The sequence below is a fragment of the Devosia sp. genome (assembly GCF_965229025.1).
Classification (GTDB): Bacteria; Pseudomonadota; Alphaproteobacteria; order Rhizobiales; family Devosiaceae; genus Devosia_A.
Genome location: NZ_OZ245853.1, coordinates 1,192,370 through 1,209,505, shown reverse-complemented (window position 1 = coordinate 1,209,505; position 17,136 = coordinate 1,192,370). Strand labels below are relative to the sequence as shown.

Annotated in this window: 14 protein-coding genes and 3 tRNA genes; 4 read left to right on the top strand and 13 right to left on the bottom strand. The window is 61.7% G+C overall.

The window, feature by feature from the left end; all coding sequences use genetic code 11:
* Positions 1-28: 28 nt before the first annotated feature.
* The 9 genes from rpoC to ACO06J_RS05935 all read right to left on the bottom strand — a co-directional run bounded on the left by rpoC (position 29) and on the right by ACO06J_RS05935 (position 12,306).
* Positions 29-4,231, bottom strand: coding sequence for a DNA-directed RNA polymerase subunit beta' (gene rpoC / locus ACO06J_RS05975; protein ID WP_421759791.1), 4,203 nt, complete (start codon positions 4,229-4,231; stop codon positions 29-31).
* An 82-nt stretch (positions 4,232-4,313) separates the two neighbouring features.
* Positions 4,314-8,462 carry a DNA-directed RNA polymerase subunit beta gene (gene rpoB, locus ACO06J_RS05970; RefSeq protein WP_421759790.1) on the bottom strand — a complete coding sequence of 1,383 codons (4,149 nt, stop codon included), beginning with the start codon at positions 8,460-8,462 and terminating at the stop codon, positions 4,314-4,316.
* A 244-nt stretch (positions 8,463-8,706) separates the two neighbouring features.
* Positions 8,707-9,078, bottom strand: a complete 372-nt coding sequence (rplL, locus tag ACO06J_RS05965) for a 50S ribosomal protein L7/L12 (RefSeq protein ID WP_421759789.1) — start codon at positions 9,076-9,078, stop codon at positions 8,707-8,709.
* 74 nt (positions 9,079-9,152) lie between these two features.
* Positions 9,153-9,671: a 50S ribosomal protein L10 gene (gene rplJ, locus ACO06J_RS05960; RefSeq protein WP_421759788.1), complete on the bottom strand. Its 519-nt coding sequence runs from the start codon at positions 9,669-9,671 to the stop codon at positions 9,153-9,155.
* Between the two features lie 314 nt (positions 9,672-9,985).
* Entirely contained in the window at positions 9,986-10,687 is a 702-nt protein-coding gene (rplA, locus tag ACO06J_RS05955) for a 50S ribosomal protein L1 (protein WP_421759787.1), read from the bottom strand.
* A gap of 2 nt (positions 10,688-10,689) precedes the next feature.
* Complete coding sequence (rplK, locus tag ACO06J_RS05950; protein ID WP_421759786.1) at positions 10,690-11,118, bottom strand: 50S ribosomal protein L11; 429 nt, start codon at positions 11,116-11,118, stop codon at positions 10,690-10,692.
* Positions 11,119-11,285: 167 nt separating this feature from the next.
* On the bottom strand, positions 11,286-11,816 hold the full coding sequence (nusG, locus tag ACO06J_RS05945; protein WP_421759785.1) for a transcription termination/antitermination protein NusG: 531 nt from the start codon (positions 11,814-11,816) through the stop codon (positions 11,286-11,288).
* A 36-nt stretch (positions 11,817-11,852) separates the two neighbouring features.
* Entirely contained in the window at positions 11,853-12,047 is a 195-nt protein-coding gene (secE, locus tag ACO06J_RS05940; protein ID WP_421759783.1) for a preprotein translocase subunit SecE, read from the bottom strand.
* Positions 12,048-12,230: 183 nt separating this feature from the next.
* Positions 12,231-12,306, bottom strand: a tRNA-Trp gene (locus ACO06J_RS05935).
* A gap of 203 nt (positions 12,307-12,509) precedes the next feature.
* Between ACO06J_RS05935 and ACO06J_RS05930 the strand changes: the two genes are divergently transcribed.
* Positions 12,510-12,782, top strand: coding sequence for a hypothetical protein (locus ACO06J_RS05930; RefSeq protein ID WP_421759782.1), 273 nt, complete (start codon positions 12,510-12,512; stop codon positions 12,780-12,782).
* Positions 12,783-12,835: 53 nt separating this feature from the next.
* Here ACO06J_RS05930 and ACO06J_RS05925 read toward each other — a convergent pair.
* The 4 genes from ACO06J_RS05925 to ACO06J_RS05910 form a co-directional block, all read right to left on the bottom strand.
* A tRNA-Gly gene (locus ACO06J_RS05925) sits at positions 12,836-12,909 on the bottom strand.
* A gap of 77 nt (positions 12,910-12,986) precedes the next feature.
* Positions 12,987-13,622, bottom strand: coding sequence for a DUF4389 domain-containing protein (locus ACO06J_RS05920; RefSeq protein ID WP_421759780.1), 636 nt, complete (start codon positions 13,620-13,622; stop codon positions 12,987-12,989).
* Between the two features lie 152 nt (positions 13,623-13,774).
* Positions 13,775-13,859: transfer RNA gene (locus ACO06J_RS05915), tRNA-Tyr, on the bottom strand.
* A gap of 226 nt (positions 13,860-14,085) precedes the next feature.
* Positions 14,086-14,484, bottom strand: coding sequence for a hypothetical protein (locus tag ACO06J_RS05910; RefSeq protein WP_421759779.1), 399 nt, complete (start codon positions 14,482-14,484; stop codon positions 14,086-14,088).
* A gap of 116 nt (positions 14,485-14,600) precedes the next feature.
* Between ACO06J_RS05910 and ACO06J_RS05905 the strand changes: the two genes are divergently transcribed.
* Genes ACO06J_RS05905 through ACO06J_RS05895 form a run of 3 tightly spaced genes read left to right on the top strand, consistent with a single transcriptional unit; the run spans position 14,601 to position 17,120 of the window.
* On the top strand, positions 14,601-15,068 hold the full coding sequence (locus ACO06J_RS05905; RefSeq protein WP_421759778.1) for a PepSY domain-containing protein: 468 nt from the start codon (positions 14,601-14,603) through the stop codon (positions 15,066-15,068).
* A gap of 4 nt (positions 15,069-15,072) precedes the next feature.
* Positions 15,073-15,738, top strand: a complete 666-nt coding sequence (locus ACO06J_RS05900; protein ID WP_421759777.1) for a response regulator transcription factor — start codon at positions 15,073-15,075, stop codon at positions 15,736-15,738.
* On the top strand, positions 15,735-17,120 hold the full coding sequence (locus ACO06J_RS05895) for a sensor histidine kinase (protein ID WP_421759776.1): 1,386 nt from the start codon (positions 15,735-15,737) through the stop codon (positions 17,118-17,120). Before ACO06J_RS05900 ends, ACO06J_RS05895 begins: the two co-directional genes overlap by 4 nt.
* The last annotated feature ends 16 nt before the right edge of the window (positions 17,121-17,136 follow it).

The following is a 17,136-nucleotide window of genomic DNA, read 5'->3' as shown; positions in this document are numbered from 1 at the left end:
TTCAAACTTCAGCTTGGCTACGATCCGCTTACTCGGCCGGCTCGACCGGCACAGGCTGCGGAGCCGGTGCCGCGATGGCTGCGGTCTCGGCCTGCCGGCGGCGTTCCTCGAGGATCATCTCGTCACGCTTGGTGGCGATGAGCTTCGCCTTGGTAATGCCCGCGCCGGTACCGGCGGGGATCAGGCGGCCCACGATGACGTTTTCCTTGAGGCCTTCGAGCAAATCGGCCTTGCCGGAAACGGCCGCCTCGGTGAGGACGCGGGTGGTTTCCTGGAACGACGCGGCGGACACGAACGAACGAGTCTGCAGCGACGCCTTGGTGATGCCCAGCAGGACCGGATTGGCCAGCGCCGGCTTCTTGCCATCGGCAACCAGCTGGTCGTTGAGCTCATCGAGATCGAGCTTGTCGAGCTGCTCGTCCTTGAGCATGCCCGAGTCACCCGGATCGGTGATTTCGACCTTCTGCAGCATCTGGCGAACGATCACTTCGATGTGCTTGTCGTTAATCAACACGCCCTGAAGCCGGTAAACTTCCTGGATCTCGTTGACGAGGTAGCGTGCAAGCTCCTCGATCCCCTTGATCGCCAGGATGTCGTGCGGTGCCGGGTTGCCGTCGAGAATGTACTCGCCGCGCTCGATCGAGTCGCCTTCCTGAAGGTGGAATGGCTTCCCCTTCGGGATCAGATACTCGACGGGCTCGGCGCCATCCGCTGGCTCGATGATGATGCGGCGCTTGTTCTTGTAGTCGCGACCGAATTTGATCGTGCCATCGATCTCGGCGATGATGGCGTGATCCTTCGGACGACGCGCTTCGAACAGCTCGGCCACACGCGGCAGACCGCCGGTGATGTCCTTGGTCTTGGCGCTTTCCAGCGGGATACGAGCCAGCACGTCGCCGGGCGCAACCTTCTCGCCGGGCTCAACGGCGATAACCGCGTCCACCGACAGCAGGTAACGGGCTTCGCCACCACGATCGAGCTTAACGACGGCGTCGCCGCGCTTGATCGTGATTGCCGGCTTCAGGCTGTCGCTGCGCTGGCTGGTCCGCCAGTCAGAGACAACGCGCTTGGTGAAGCCGGTGGTCTCGTCGGTGTTTTCCGTCACCGATGCACCATCGACCAGATCTTCGAAGCCGACTTCGCCGTCAACTTCAGCCAGCACCGGACGGGTGTAGGGATCCCATTCGGCGATACGCTGGCCGCGCTTGACCTCGGCACCATCATCAACCCGCAGCTTGGCGCCGTAGGCAACGCGGTGCGTTGCACGGTCCTTGCCCTCGGGATCGAGGATGGCGATGGTGACGTTACGGCCCATGGCGACGATGCCGCCCGTGACCTTGGCAACGTTACGGTTACGGATCTCGATCTTGCCCTCAGCACCTGCCTCAAGGAAGGAGCTGTCGACCACCTGTGCCGTGCCACCGATGTGGAACGTACGCATGGTGAGCTGGGTACCGGGTTCACCGATCGACTGGGCGGCAATAACGCCAACCGCTTCGCCGATATTGACCGGAGTACCGCGAGCCAGGTCACGGCCGTAGCAAGCCGCGCAGCAGCCCTGGCGGAGATCGCAGGTCAGCGGCGAACGGATGCGGACGGACTGGACCTTGTAGCCCTCGATGAACTCGATGTCCTTCTCGGTCAGCAGCGTGCCCTTGGCGACCAACAGATCGCCGTTCTCGGGGTTGACGATGTCGTCGGCAGTGGTGCGGCCGAGGATGCGCTGGCCCAGAGGAGCCACGACCTGCCCGCTGTCGACAACCGGCTCCATGGTGAGACCGCGTTCGGTACCGCAATCGAGCTCGGTGATGATCGAGTCCTGTGCCACGTCAACGAGACGACGCGTCAGGTAGCCCGAGTTCGCGGTCTTCAGCGCCGTATCCGCGAGACCCTTACGGGCACCGTGGGTGGAGTTGAAGTACTCGAGAACGTTCAGGCCTTCCTTGAAGTTGGCCGTGATCGGGGTCTCGATGATCGAGCCGTCCGGACGCGCCATCAGGCCGCGCATGCCGGCGAGCTGCTTCATCTGGGCCGGCGAACCGCGGGCGCCAGAATGGCTCATCATGTAGACCGAGTTGATCGGCTTCTGACGACCGGTCTCCGGGTCGAACTTGACCGCGGCAATACCCTTCATCATTTCCTCGGCGACCTTGTCACCGCACTTGGCCCAGGCGTCGACCACCTTGTTGTACTTCTCGCCCTGAGTGATCAGGCCGTCGTTGTACTGCTGCTCGAACTCCTCGACCTGCTTACGGGTCGATTCGACGATCGTGTACTTCGACGCCGGGATCACCATGTCGTCCTTGCCGAACGAGATACCGGCGCGGGCGGCGTGCTTGAAGCCCATGTCCATGATGCGGTCACAGAAGATCACGGTCTCCTTCTGACCGCAGCCACGGTAAACCGTGTCGATCATCTTGGAGATCATCTTCTTGGTCATCAGCTGGTTCGCCGTCGCATACGGCACCGCCGGATGCTTGGGCAGCAGCTTGCCGAGCAGCATGCGTCCGGGTGTCGTCTCGACGATCTCGGTCGTACGGTTGCCGGCAGCGTCATAGACGTCGACGCGACCCTTGATCTTGGTGTGCATGGTGACGATGCCACGCGACAGGGCGTGCTCAAGCTCGCCCATGTCGGAGAACGCCATGCCCTGCCCCGGCTCGCCTTCGTTCATCAAGGAGAGGTGGTAGAGCCCAAGCACGATGTCCTGGCTCGGCACGATGATCGGCTGGCCGTTGGCCGGGTGCAGGATGTTGTTGGTCGACATCATCAGCACGCGGGCTTCGAGCTGTGCCTCAAGCGAGAGCGGCACGTGCACGGCCATCTGGTCGCCGTCGAAGTCAGCGTTGAACGCCGCGCAAACCAGCGGATGGAGCTGGATCGCCTTGCCTTCGATCAGGTGCGGTTCGAACGCCTGGATGCCCAGACGGTGAAGCGTGGGCGCACGGTTCAGCAGAACCGGGTGCTCGCGGATCACTTCGTCAAGGATATCCCAGACCTCGGGCTTTTCCTTCTCGACCAGCTTCTTGGCCTGCTTGACCGTCGACGACAGACCCTTGGCTTCGAGTCGGCTGTAGATGAACGGCTTGAACAGCTCGAGCGCCATCTTCTTGGGCAGGCCGCACTGGTGCAGCTTGAGCTCGGGACCCACGGTGATAACCGAACGGCCCGAATAGTCGACGCGCTTGCCGAGGAGGTTCTGACGGAACCGGCCCTGCTTGCCCTTGAGCATGTCGGACAGCGACTTCAGCGGACGCTTGTTGGCACCAGTGATGGTGCGGCCACGGCGGCCGTTGTCGAACAGCGCGTCCACAGCTTCCTGCAGCATGCGCTTTTCGTTGCGGATGATGATGTCCGGTGCCCTGAGCTCGATCAGGCGCTTCAACCGGTTGTTGCGGTTGATGACGCGGCGATAGAGATCGTTCAGGTCGGACGTGGCAAAGCGGCCGCCGTCCAGCGGGACGAGCGGGCGGAGTTCGGGCGGAATGACCGGAATGACGGTCATGATCATCCACTCGGGCTTGTTGCCCGAAACGATGAACTGCTCGACGATCTTGAGGCGCTTGGCCAGCTTCTTGGGCTTGAGCTCAGTGGTCGACTCGGCAATCTCGACGCGGAGGTCAGCGGCGATCTTTTCGAGGTCGAGCGAGATCAAGAGGTCACGAATGGCCTCGGCGCCGATCTTGGCGGTGAAGCTGTCGGCACCATACTGGTCCTGCGCATCAAGGAACTGCTCTTCGGTCAGCAACTCGTTCTGGCTGAACGCGGTCAGACCCGGATCGAGAACGACGTACTGCTCGAAATAGAGGATGCGCTCGATGTCCTTGAGGGTCATGTCGAGCAGCAGCGCGATACGGGACGGCAGCGACTTCAGGAACCAGATATGGGCAACCGGAGCGGCGAGCTCGATGTGACCCATGCGCTCGCGGCGAACGCGGCTCAGCGTAACTTCAACGCCGCACTTCTCGCAGATCACGCCCTTGAACTTCATGCGCTTGTACTTGCCGCACAGGCACTCGTAGTCCTTCACGGGCCCAAAGATGCGGGCGCAGAACAGGCCGTCGCGCTCGGGCTTGAACGTACGATAATTGATGGTCTCCGGCTTCTTGATCTCGCCGTACGACCAGGAGAGAATCTTCTCCGGGCTGGCGATCGAGATCTTCATCTGGTCGAACATCTGGACGGGGACCTGCGGATTGAACGGGTCCATGACGTGGTGATGAGAATTCATCAGGTAGCTCCTCGTTTCGGAGGCTCCGGGCGGATCAGGCCCGGAGCATCACGAATGAATGGGGGGTAGAACTCGGCAGGGATTATTCCGCCGCGTTCTGAGGAGGTGCGAGCTGGTCGGAAGGCGACCCGCCGGCTGCAAGTTCAATCGCGTCAAGCGTATCAAGTTCGACGTTGAGACCCAGCGACCGGATTTCCTTGACGAGAACGTTGAAGCTCTCGGGGATGCCCGCTTCGAAGGTATCGTCACCACGGACGATTGCCTCGTAGACCTTGGTACGGCCGGCCACGTCGTCGGACTTGATGGTCAGCATTTCCTGGAGCGTGTACGCGGCGCCATAAGCTTCAAGCGCCCACACTTCCATTTCGCCGAAGCGCTGGCCACCGAACTGCGCCTTGCCACCCAGCGGCTGCTGCGTGACGAGCGAGTACGGACCGATCGAACGGGCGTGGATCTTGTCGTCGACCAGGTGGTGGAGCTTGAGCATATAGATATAGCCCACAGTCACCTGGCGATCGAACTGCTCACCCGTACGGCCGTCATACACACTGGACTGGCCAGTGGTCTTGAGGCCTGCGCGTTCCAGAAGCTCGACAATGTCGCTTTCCTTGGCGCCGTCGAACACCGGAGTCGCGATCGGCACACCCTTGGAAAGGTGCTCGCCGAGGCGCGCGATGCTGTCGTCGTCGAGGTTCGAGACGTAGTCGTCACCCTTGTAGAGGGCCGCGATCTCAGCCTTGAGCGGCTTCATGTCGCCCTTCTGCTGGTAGATCTTGACCATCTCGTCGATCTTCTTACCAAGGCCACGGCAGGCCCAGCCAAGGTGCGTCTCGAGGATCTGGCCGACGTTCATGCGCGAAGGCACGCCCAGCGGATTGAGCACGATGTCCACATGCGTACCGTCTTCGAGGTACGGCATGTCTTCGATCGGGGTAATCCGCGAAACCACACCCTTGTTGCCGTGACGGCCAGCCATCTTGTCGCCCGGCTGGATCTTGCGCTTGGTCGCGACGAAGACCTTGACCATCTTCATGACGCCCGGCGGCAGTTCGTCACCGCGCTGCAGCTTGTCCACCTTGTCGATGAAACGCTGCTCCAGAAGCTTGCGGCTCTCCTCGTACTGGGCGTGGAGCGCCTCCATCTCGGCCATCACCTTGTCGTCCTCGATGGCAAACTGCCACCACTTGGAACGGGGCTGGGCTTCGAAGATCTGGTCGTTCAGCTTTGTGCCGTTGACATAGCCCTTGGGGCCGGTCGTGGCAGTCTTGCCGAACAGCATTTCTTTCAGGCGGGCGTAGACGTTACGGTCGAGGATCGACTGTTCGTCGTCACGGTCCTTGGCGAGGCGTTCGATTTCCTCGCGTTCGATGGCCATGGCACGCTCGTCCTTGTCGATGCCGTGGCGGTTGAACACGCGCACTTCAACGACAGTACCTGCGTCGCCCGGGGGCACGCGCAGCGAGGTGTCACGAACGTCGGAGGCCTTCTCACCGAAGATGGCGCGGAGGAGCTTTTCTTCCGGCGTCATCGGGCTTTCGCCCTTGGGGGTGATCTTGCCAACGAGGATATCGCCAGGGCCGACTTCGGCACCGATATGCACGATACCGGCTTCGTCGAGGTTCTTCAGCGCTTCTTCCGAAACGTTCGGAATGTCGCGGGTGATTTCCTCAGGACCAAGCTTGGTGTCGCGGGCCATCACTTCGTATTCCTCGATGTGGATCGAGGTGAACACGTCCTGCATCGCGATCTTTTCGCTCAGAAGGATCGAATCTTCGAAGTTGTAGCCATTCCACGGCATGAACGCGACGAGCACGTTCCGGCCGAGTGCCAGATCGCCGAGTTCCGTCGACGGGCCGTCAGCGATGATGTCGCCGGCGTCGATGTGGTCGCCCACCACGACCAGCGGACGCTGGTTGATGCAGGTTGACTGGTTCGAACGCTGGAACTTCATCAGGTTGTAGATGTCGACGCCAGACTTGGACGCGTCCGTCTCTTCGGTCGCCCGAATAACGATACGGGTGGCGTCCACCTGGTCGACGATACCCTTGCGCTTGGAAACGATGGCGGCGCCGGAGTCTCGGGCCACAACAGATTCCATGCCAGTGCCGACAAACGGCGCCTCGGCCCGCAGGAGCGGAACCGCCTGACGCTGCATGTTCGAGCCCATCAGAGCACGGTTGGCGTCGTCGTTCTCAAGGAACGGGATGAGCGCCGCAGCCACAGAGACGATCTGCTTGGGGCTGACGTCCATCAGGTCGATGGTTTCCTTCGGGGTCAGGCCGTTGTCGCCAGCGTGGCGTGCAACGATCAGATCCTCGACAAAGTGACCCTTTGCATCGAGCTTGGCGTTGGCCTGCGCAACGTAGTGCTTGGCCTCTTCCATCGCCGACAGATAGACGACGTCGTCCGTGACCTTGCCCTCGACGATCTTGCGGTACGGGGTCTCGATGAACCCATACTTGTTGACGCGAGCGAAGGTGGCGAGCGAGTTGATGAGGCCGATGTTCGGGCCTTCCGGCGTCTCGATCGGGCAGATACGGCCATAGTGGGTCGGATGCACGTCACGGACTTCAAAGCCCGCACGCTCGCGGGTCAGGCCGCCTGGCCCGAGCGCCGAGAGACGACGCTTGTGCGTGATCTCGGAGAGCGGGTTGGTCTGATCCATGAACTGCGACAGCTGGCTCGAGCCAAAGAACTCGCGCACCGCAGCAGCAGCCGGCTTGGCGTTGATCAGGTCCTGCGGCATGACGGTGTCGATTTCGACCGACGACATGCGCTCCTTGATCGCCCGCTCCATGCGGAGCAGACCGAGCCGGTAGTGGTTTTCCATCAGTTCGCCGACCGAACGCACCCGGCGGTTGCCGAGGTTGTCGATGTCGTCGATTTCGCCACGGCCATCACGCAGGTCGACGAGCGTGCGAACCACCTCGACGATATCTTCCTTGCGCAGGATGCGGACCGTGTCCTCGGCCTTGATGTCGAGGCGCATGTTCATCTTGACGCGGCCAACGGCGCTGAGGTCGTAGCGCTCGCTGTCAAAGAACAGCGACTTGAACATGGCTTCGGCGGTCTCAACCGTCGGCGGCTCACCCGGACGCATGACGCGGTAGATGTCGAACAGCGCGTCTTCGCGGCTCTCGTTCTTGTCGACGGCGAGCGTGTTGCGCAGGTACGCGCCCACGGTCACGTGGTCTATGTCGAGGATCGGCAGCTCGTCAAAGCCCTTGTCCTTGAGCTTGGTGAGGAGCTTTTCATCCAGCTCGTCGCCTGCTTCGACAAAGATTTCGCCGGTCTTGAGGTCGATCAGGTCTTCAGCGATGAACGTGCCGTAGAGATCTTCGTCGACTGCGGCCAGATGCGTCAGGCCATCCTCAGCCAGCTTCTTGGCCTGGCGCGGCGTCAGCTTCTTGCCGGCCTCGTGCACCACATCGCCGGTCTTGGCGTCGATGAGGTCGAACGTCGGCTTGGCATTGCGCATCTTGTCAGAATCGAACGGCTTCTTCCAGCCGGTCTTGGTCTTTTCGAACGTCACCGTATTGTAGTACGTGCGCAGGATTTCCTCGGCATCCATGCCGAGTGCCTTCAGCAGCGACGTCACCGGAATCTTGCGGCGGCGGTCGATACGCGCAAACACGATATCCTTGGCGTCGAATTCGATATCGAGCCAAGAACCACGGTACGGAATGATGCGGGCAGCGAACAACAGCTTGCCCGACGAGTGCGTCTTGCCCTTGTCGTGGTCAAAGAACACGCCAGGCGAACGGTGCATCTGCGAGACGATAACGCGCTCGGTGCCGTTGACGATAAAGGTACCGTTCATGGTCATGAACGGCATGTCGCCCATATAGACGTCCTGCTCCTTGATGTCCTTGACGGACCGGGCGCCGGTTTCCTCATCCACTTCGAACACGATCAGGCGCAGCGTCACCTTGAGCGGCGCTGCGAACGTCATGTCGCGCTGCCGGCACTCGTCGACGTCGTACTTGGGCTGCTCGAACTCGTACTTGACGAACTCCAGCGATGCCGTGTTCGAAAAGTCGGTGATCGGGAAAACCGAACGGAAAACGGATTGAAGCCCTTCATCGGGACGCCCGCCCTTGGGCTCGGCCACGAGGAGGAACTGATCATAGGAGGCCTTCTGGACCTCGATCAGATTGGGCATCTCCGTGACTTCTCGAATTGACCCGAAGGACTTGCGTACCTTGCGACGGCCGTTGAACGTGGTAGCCATACCAGCTCCTTAATGTTCTCGATGTCTCGGAGGCAGATGTCCAAAGACCCGACTATCAGCCGTCGGGTATCAGGACATCAGCCTTGTGAATTTTGGTAATCCGGGGGCCAACAGGCGCCCCTTATGCCGCAACTAAACGCCCTGCCCGCCTCATAAAACTCGCCGGGTGGCGGCCGTCCCTATAGCCAACACTGGGACGGGAATGAGGCGGCGCACCAGGCGCCGCCCCAAAACGACTTCAAACTTACTTGAGCTCGACCTTGGCGCCGGCAGCTTCAAGCTTCTTCTTGATGTCTTCGGCTTCTGCCTTGTTGGCGCCTTCCTTGACAGCCTTGGGAGCTGCTTCGACCAGTGCCTTGGCTTCGCCGAGGCCCAGACCGGTGATGGCGCGGACTTCCTTGATGACGTTGATCTTGTTCTCGCCGAACGAGGCGAGGATCACGTCGAATTCAGTCTTTTCTTCCACTGCGGCAGCAGCAGCGACCGGAGCCGCAGCAGCGGCGGCCGGAGCAGCAGCCGAAACGCCCCACTTTTCTTCGAGCAGCTTCGAAAGTTCCGAAGCCTCGAGAACGGTGAGAGCCGAGAGGTCGTCTACGAGTTTGGCGAGATCAGCCATTTGAGTTCACTTTCCGTTTTACTGTGTCAGTTCGAACCGTGGAGGGCCCCCGAAAGGACCCGATGGTTTGGTGCCTATGCGGCATTGCTCTTGTCGGCGTGCGCCGCGATAACTCGCGCCACTGCACCACCAGGAGCCTGCAGGACCGATGCGATCCGCGTGCCGGGCTGCTTGAGCATGCCGGCGAGCGTAGCGCGCAGTTGGTCCAGCGAAGGCATCGTGGCCAGCGCCTTGACGTTGTTCGCGTCGAGCCCGGTCTTCCCCATTGCGCCACCGAGAACCACAAACTTTTGGTTCTTGTCGGCGAAAGCGGCTGCGACTTTCGGCGCAACCATAGGATCCTTGGCGAAGGCAACGACGGTCGGCCCGGTGAACAGGGCCGAAATGTCCGCGTTGTTGGTTTCCTTCAGAGCAAGCTTGGCAAGGCGGTTCTTGGCGACCTTGATCGTGCCACCGGCCTGCTTCATCTGCTTGCGCAGCGATTCCAGGTCGGCAACGGTCAGGCCGGCGTTCTGAGCAACCACGATCGAACCGGCCGTCGCAAACGACGACTGGAGCGAGGTGATAAGCTCAGCCTTTTCCGCTCTTTCCACTGCTAGTCTCCACATTTAGCCCGGCATAGTCCCGGGCTCTTGCCAATTGCTGCCCTCCTTCACGGAGTGCAGCGGTTGATGCCTGTCAACCGGCTGACCGTCGGAGGGCAAAATGCCCCTTGGCGGCAACTGGCCTGGTTCGAACCGGAGAGAATTCCGGTCGTCACCCCATCTATGCGGGCCCCACTACGTTCGACGCGCGATGCACGTCTCTGGTCGGGATTAGGCGCCTTGCGGCGGACCCGCAGTCTCGGACAGGACTTATGCCGGCCCGAAGGCCGGCATTTCGGGCGGCCGAAGCCGCCCAAAACTGCTTAGGCGTCGGCCTTGACCGACGAAGGATCGACGTGAACGCCGGGGCCCATGGTCGAGGACACGGCTACGCGCTTGACGTAGGTGCCCTTGGCGCCGGCCGGCTTCGCCTTGTTGATCGCATCAGCGAAGGCGCGGATGTTCTGGAGCAGGGCTTCCTCGGAGAACGAGGCCTTGCCAACACCAGCGTGCAGAATGCCGGCCTTTTCGACGCGGAACTCCACCGAACCACCCTTGGCCGCCTTGATGGCGGTGGTGACGTCTGCCGTCACCGTGCCGACCTTGGGGTTCGGCATCAGGTTGCGCGGCCCGAGGATCTTACCGAGACGGCCAACCAGCGGCATCATGTCCGGGGTCGCGATAACGCGATCGAACTCGATCTTGCCCGACTGGACGATCTCGACGAGGTCTTCGGCACCAACGATATCGGCACCAGCCTTGCGGGCCTCTTCAGCCTTGGCGTCCTTGGCGAACACCGCGACGCGAACGGTCTTGCCGGTGCCGTTAGGGAGGCTGACGACGCCGCGAACCATCTGGTCAGCGTGGCGGGGATCAACGCCCAGGTTGAACGCCACTTCGACGGTCTCGTCGAACTTGGCCTTGGCCCGGTCGCGAACCATCTTAACGGCCGACTTCAGGTCGTAGAGCTTCTTGCGGTCGATGCCTTCGCGGATGGCGTCAGTGCGCTTGCCATGCTTGCTCATTATCAGCCCTCTACCTGCAGGCCCATCGAACGGGCGGAGCCAGCGATCATCGTCATCGCCTGCTCGACGTCGTAGGCATTCAGATCCTTCATCTTCTTCTCGGCGATCTCGCGAATCTGCTTCTGCGTGATCGTGCCAGCCGATTCCTTGCCGGGCAGCTTGGAGCCGGCCTTCAGGTTCATCGACTTCTTGAGGAAGTAGGTCACCGGCGGGAGCTTTGTCTCAAAAGTGAAGCTCTTGTCGGCGTAGATGGTGATGACGACGGGAGTCGGAGCGCCCTTTTCCTGGTCTGCAGTCTTGGCGTTGAACGCCTTGCAGAATTCCATGATGTTGAGGCCGCGCTGACCGAGTGCCGGTCCGATCGGGGGCGACGGGGTCGCCGAGCCGGCTGCAACCTGAAGCTTCAGGTAGCCGGTGATTTTCTTTGCCATGTTCTATCTCCATGTGTGCCCACGATTGGGCTGGTGATCCGCGTCACCGGATCGTCGAGACGCCGTGGTGCGAAGGTTGTACCGGTGGCTGGCTGCCACCGCCCTCTCCCACGATTTTGCGTAACGTTTCCGTTGCGCATTCCAGCCGGGGCCGGAATTCAGTTAGCTCAGATCTTTTCGACCTGGCCGTATTCAAGCTCCACGGGAGTAGGACGCCCGAAGATCGAAACTTCCACCTTGAGGCGCGAACGCTCCTCGTCGACTTCCTCGACAACGCCGTTGAAGCTGGCGAAAGGACCATCTGCCACGCGCACCTGCTCGCCCACTTCGAACGATACGGAGGGCTTGGGATGCTCGACGCCTTCCTGCACCTGTTGCAGGATCGCCTGTGCTTCCTTCTCGGAGATCGGCATGGGCTTGTCGCCCGAACCGAGGAAACCGGTAACCTTGGGCGTGTTCTTGATCAGATGGAACGCCTGGTCGGTCATTTCCATCTTCACCAGCACGTAGCCAGGGAAAAACTTGCGCTCGGCATCGACCTTGCGGCCGCGGCGCATCTCGACGACCTTCTCGGTCGGCACGATGACGTCGTCGAACAGCTCCTCGAGCTTCTTCTGCGCAACCTTCTGCCGAATGTCTTCAGCGACCTTGCGCTCGAAGTTGGAGTAAGCCTGTACGATGTACCAGCGTTTGGCCATGCCGCGTCGTCGCTCCCAAATAGTCCGTTAGCCGCTTCAGCGGATCGACAGCAGGAGCTGTACGCCCCATGCAATGATCTGGTCCGCCGCGAGGAAGAAAATACTCGCGATGGTGACCATGACCAGCACCATCACCGTCGAAATCATCGTCTCGTTGCGGGAGGGCCAGGTAACCTTGCCGACTTCGGTGCGAACCTCTTGCAAGAATTTGATCGGGTTCAACGCAGCCATCAGCGAATCTTTCCTTTAAGCCTTTCGGCCAAAAACTATCAACCGCGCGAGTCACCCCGGGCGGCTGGTTCGGCGTATCTAGTCGCTCACCGGACCAAATGCAAGCCCCTCATGGGCTCTGTCGAGCAGCGAACTGCCACCGTTTTGAAGCTTGCGGATGCAGGTGAGCGCCATTTGAGGCGCTGGCAGGGGCAGAAGGACTTGAACCCTCGACCCTCGGTTTTGGAGACCGATGCTCTACCAACTGAGCTATACCCCTAAACCTGCGAGCCATCGTCTAATCGCAAAGCCGAAAACGCGCAAGAGCGATATCGCGACAGGCGGGCCGGCCGATGTGGTGGGGCAACACCCCCGCCCCTAAATGACTGCGCGGTCCATCCTCCCCGATTGCTCTGGGCTCCCTGCCGGGCGTACCGTCCTCCCTGCGCGTCAAAGAGCGCGCTGAAGCCAGAGGAGACGATCGTGACCAAGCTCGTAGTCGTTGCTGCTCTCTTAGGAAGCCTATTCGTCGTACCGGTGCTGCCCGCATCGGCCGCACCCCTGACCGCCGCCCAGAAGGATTGCCTCGTCTTCCCAATGTTCAAAAAGCAGTGCTGGGAAATGGGCGTCAAAACCGTATCTGCTGCGCCCAAAGCTGTGGCAATGGCCGCCGAAGACGTTGCCGCTGAAGTGAAAATCCCGATGTGGGGCTGCACCCCTGCCCCCAAGGGCTCCGGCCATCTCCTGAACTGCTGATCAGCAGGGTCCGGGCGTTAGTCCGGACCTACTTGTTCAGCGCGGAAGAAGGCTGGAGCGGGTGAAGGGAATCGAACCCTCGTCATAAGCTTGGAAGGCTTCTGCTCTACCATTGAGCTACACCCGCGAGATCGCGGTGCAAGGCGCCAGCGCGAGCCCTTGTAGCCATCTCCCTACGCCGCTTCAAGATTCGATTTGGGCCCCTCAGTTGAGGCTGAACGGCGGGTACTCGTCGGTCACCAGCAGGAACGCATACGCCCACACCCGCGTCGACCACCGCCCCACGCCAACGACGAAGTCGAACAGCGAGCGCGGGTAGGTGCCGGTGAACAGGATCGCGAACCACGCCACGATCGTCGCGAGAAGCGCCAGCACGGTGAGCACGAAGAGCGCTATGTAGTGTGGAATGGCAAGCAACCACTTCACCAGCGGCAACCACCGGTTCAACGCCGCCGCATCAGGATAGTCGACCTCGAGGTGCACAGACTGCGTGTCGGTCGTCGAGGGATAGACGTCGGTCAAGAGAAACAGATATGTGCCCACCCGCCCACTGAACCGGCCGAGTTCCAGCGCAAAGTCGAACCACCAGCGCGGATAGCGTTGCCGGAAGACAATCATCAGCAGCGTCGCCGCGAACAGCCCCGCCGCAACGCCACCCCCCGCCGAACTCACCACCTTGCCCGCCTGGTCGACATGCTGGCTGCCACTCGGACCGCTGAGCAATCCCAAAACGATCAGGATCGGAACAGCCCAGAGCACCCGAAAGAACGAGGTGAGCCGATCGAGTTGTCCGGGATAGTCAATCTCAAGACGCGCCGCATAGATAATTGGATCAGCCATGGTCGCTTCGCTCCGGTTACGTGAGCTCAGAAGCGTAGCACGTGGACTATGCGCAGGTTGGACCTAGATCAAACGATCCGACGACGTCGGCCAATTCGCAAACGACAGGCTTGGCAATCGCGGACCTGACCGCGCAGTTCGCCACAGGCAGGTGGTGGAGGGGACTGGATTCGAACCAGTGTACGCTAAGCGAGCAGATTTACAGTCTGCCGGATTTAACCACTCTCCCACCCCTCCACGGAGCCGGGAAAACGAAGTGCGCCAATCACCTGACGCATCGTCGGGGCGGGTTATGCTGGTGAGGCGATGGCCTGTCAACACCCAATCGCCACCCAACGGCCGCTGCACATGATGGTTCGCGCCACATGTCACAATCCGGCACAAAAAACTGCCGGCTGCCATTGGGAAGCAGCCGGCAGCAGAACCTGACCAATCGGCGGGTTGGGGCGGTCAGGTATTTCGATCAGTCGTCGGAGCCTTCGCCGCTGTCATCGCCGCCATCGCCGCCGCCTGAATTGTCATCACCTACGTCGTCGGAGCTATCCTGGCCGTTGTCGTCGGCAGTTTCGTCCTCGGTCTCAGGCGCATCGACCGAGTCGTCGCTGGAGTCGGGCGTGTCGACCGAGTTATCGGAACCAGCAGTCCCTGAGACAGAGTCCTCCTGCTCACACTCCACGGTCCCGATAACCTCCTGGGTGCCGATGGTCAGGCTCGCCTTATGTTCACCGAGGCCCGCGGTTGCGCAGAAGTCGGCGATCTGCTGATCAGACAGTTGATCGTTCAAGTCTGATGCACTTGCTGGCATGGCGAGCAGCGCAAGAACGAGTGCGGAAGCGGCGGTGGTGGTCAGAGCACGGATCATGAATAAATCCTCCCGAGTGGCTGGTTTCGATGAGACTCAACTTACCAGAAGCTCGCTTACGCCCGCCCCGCAGGGCCGGTCAGCCAATTGTCAGCTTCATGTGCTAGTGTGAAAGAATGAAGCGCCGCGCTGCTCTCGTCGTATTTGCTGTCCTCGCGGCCTCTCTGGTCGCGGGCACGCCCGCCATGGCGGAAGACTCGGAAGACAGCGGATCAGACGACGGCGGAGAGTCGGAAGGTGGTGACGATGGCACCAGCGGGGGCGGAGACGACGGAGGCTCAGGCGGGGACGACGGCGGATCAGGTGGCAGCACCGGTGGAGGGATGTCCGGGGGCGGTGGATCTGGCTCAGAGGCCTCCAGCAGCGACGACCACGAGGACGCGCTAAAGGCAGTAAAGAACGGCCGCGCGGTGCCGCTGAAGCAGGTGCTGGCCAGCTTCAAGACAGATTTCGGCGCCACTGTTCTCGACGTCGCCCTCATGCAGATGGAGGACGCGCTGCGCTATCGCATCACGTTCGTCGATGCCGACGGCAGGGTTCGTCGCGTCTACTACTTTGCTGAAACCGGCGAGTTGATCAGGTAGGGGCATGCGGATTCTGGTCATAGAAGACGATGCGGGGATTGCCGATACCATCCGCTCCGGGCTGGAGCGCGCTGGATTTCTCGTTGAAGCCGAGCGAGATGGCGAGAGCGGCTGGTTCCGCGGTGATACCGAAGAGTTTGATGCCGCCGTGCTCGATCTTGGTCTGCCGGTTCTCGACGGGCTGACCGTCCTCAAGCGCTGGCGGAAAGCCGGTCGGCGCATGCCGGTGCTGGTCCTGACCGCGCGTGGCAATTGGGATGAGCGCGTCGAGGGCATCGATTCTGGCGCTGACGACTACATGTCCAAGCCCTTCCGCGTGGAAGAACTCCTGGCGCGCGTCCGGGCTCTAGTGCGTCGCTCAGTCGGGCACCCTGCCCCCACCATCGAGATCGGCGACCTCGCTCTCGACACCCGCCAGATGCGCGTCGTCCGCGCCGGTCTCCCTGTTGCGCTCACACCTCAGGAATACCGGTTGGTGAGCTACCTCATGCACCATCAGGATCGCGTCGTCGGCCAGCTCGAGCTGACCGAGCATCTCTACCTGCAGGACACAGAACTCGAGTCCAACGCCATCGAAGTACTGATCCGCCGGGTGCGCCAGAAGCTTGGGACCGACACCATCGAGACCCGGCGCGGCTTTGGCTACGCCATCAAGGGCCCCAGCGCTTGAAGGCGCCGTCGCTCCGCTTCCGGCTGCTGCTGCTATCGAGCGTATCGATCGCCGTGGCGCTGCTCGTCGCCGGCTTTGCCATTGCACTGCTGTTCTCTAGCCACATCGAGCGGAGCCAGCGGGCGCAGCTTGAACACCAGCTCCTGCGACTCGCAGCACTTGTGGAGCCGGGCCCTCAAATGCCGGAATTGCGGCAAGCCATGCCCGACCCACGCTACGAGTCGCCGGCTGGCGGCCTCTACTGGCAGGTCACCGATCCCGATACGCACGCCACCAGCCGCTCCCGATCGCTGTGGGACACGGTGCTGCCCTACCCCGCAGCCGCCCTCGTCGACCACACCCCAATCACGGCCCCGCTCATTGATCCTGCGGGGTTACCCTTGGTAGCGCTGGTACAGCGGCTGTCGTTCGAGCGCGATGGCGGTGTCGGCGACCGCGTTCTCGATCTCGTCGTCGCCGAAACAACCTCGGGCGTTGATGCAGCCAATGCAGCCTTCCGCTCCGATCTCGTCCGCGCCCTAGCCGTTCTGGCCCTGGTTCTGATCAGCGCCGCCTGGGTTCAGGTCATGCTGGGCCTCGCCCCGCTCGACGTGATCAAGCGCGGTATCGCCGCCATCCGCTCTGGCCACTCGCATCATCTTGAGGGGGCTTTTCCCAAGGAAGTCATGCCCCTGGTCGCCGAGGTGAACGAACTGCTCGACCTCCAGGAGCGCTCCATCACCTTTGCGCGCGAGCGCGCCGCCGATCTGGCTCACGGTCTCAAGACCTCGCTCACCCTGCTCAATGGCCATGCCTATAGCCTTCGCCAGCAGGGTTCTGACGGCCCGGCAGCCGCCATCGAGTCACTCGTCGACGACATGAGCGCCACCATCGATCACCAGTTGCGCCTCTCCCGCCTGCGCCACCGTTCCCGGTCCGATCGGCAGTCGACGGCGTTGGCACCGGTCGTCGAAAAGGTTGTCGCCGCACTGCGCCTGACAGCGGCCGGCCGGGAGATCCAGTGGAACATCGCCATCCCTCCCGACTGCCACATTGCGCTCGACACCATGGACCTCACCGAACTTCTGGGCGTGCTGGTGGAAAACGCCACCAAGTGGGCGAAAGCTACCGTCTCGCTCGCTGCGGAGCCGCAGGCTGATCGGCTGGTGCTGCGCGTCGAGGACGACGGCCCCGGTCTCGACGAAACTCAGATGCAATCCCTTGGCAAGCGCGGCCAGCGATTTGACAACTCGCAGCCGGGCTATGGCCTTGGCCTCGCCATTGCCCGCGAGATCGTTTCGCTCAATGGCGCGGAGCTGCAGTTTGCCCGTTCCGGGCTTGGCGGGCTCAGCATCAGCGTAGTTCTGCCGCAAGGAGCCGGGAACAGAGCCTTGCCGCGCTGACCCAAACCGGCTACCG